The organism is Vibrio sp. M260118, assembly GCF_036533755.1.
Classification (GTDB): domain Bacteria; phylum Pseudomonadota; class Gammaproteobacteria; order Enterobacterales; family Vibrionaceae; genus Vibrio.
In genome coordinates, this window is record NZ_JATABG010000635.1 from 1 (window position 1) to 942 (window position 942).

Below are 942 nucleotides of genomic sequence, written 5' to 3' on the forward strand. Positions count from 1 at the left end.
GCGGTGGCAACAAGGGTGGAAAGGACAAATAGTATCGATGCAAATTAAAATGCCCTAACGCATAGGTTAGGGCATGACCGGTGGGCGATTGCTTGCTTAGTCAATCAAGCCGTAATCTCGACTTAGAATGTCGATGATTTCTTGCTTAGGATTGTCACTCAAGTGGATTTTCTGACCTGTGATTTTTTCAGCAATAGCGAGATAAGTCTTCGAAATATCCATTAACGCTTCTAGCGGCAAATCGTTGTCTCTTGCTAGTGCTTCGCGCTCATCCATACGCTCTTTGTTAAGCAGGATATCTGGGTCAGGGAAGTGGTTAAGTAGGAACTGACGGAATCCTTCTTTCGAGTTTTCAACGATGTTGCCGGCATCGTATTCGCGCTCATCCCAGATGCGTGAAGAGTCAGGTGTGCCAACTTCATCCATGTAGATCAGTTTTTCGTTGCCTGCGGCATCGTGAACGTAGCCAAATTCGAATTTGGTATCGACAAAAATTTGCTCAACTTCTGCCAATGCGTTGCTGATGACCACAAAGCCTTCACGAAGTAGCTTTTCGTATTGAGCGATATCGTCAGCTTTCGAGAAGTTGAACGCAGCGAAGTTATCAACGATATTCTGACGAGTGATGTTCACGTCATCCGCTTCTGGAACACCTGGAATGCCTTTTAAGATACCTTTGGTCGAAGGCGTCATAAGCAGTTCTGGTAGTGGTTTGTCTTTTTCTAAGCCTTCGGGCAGTTCGATACCACAGAATTCACGTTCACCTTTTTCGTATGAACGCCACATTGAACCAGTAATGTATTGACGACAGATCGCCTCAATCATGATGGGTTTTGCTTTTTGTACAATCCAAACAAATGGATGTGGGATATCAAGGATGTGACTATCGGCTAAGTCGTTATCTTTGAACAGATTGAACCAGTGATTTGAAATCGCGTTGAG

At 44.4% G+C, this 942-nt stretch carries 1 protein-coding gene; it reads right to left on the reverse strand.

Annotation, left to right across the window (positions count from 1 at the left end):
- Positions 1 to 96: 96 nt before the first annotated feature.
- Positions 97 to 942: phosphoribosylaminoimidazolesuccinocarboxamide synthase (gene purC, locus QTO00_RS20190; RefSeq protein ID WP_331426338.1), on the reverse strand; the 846-nt coding region annotated here is incomplete at its 5' end.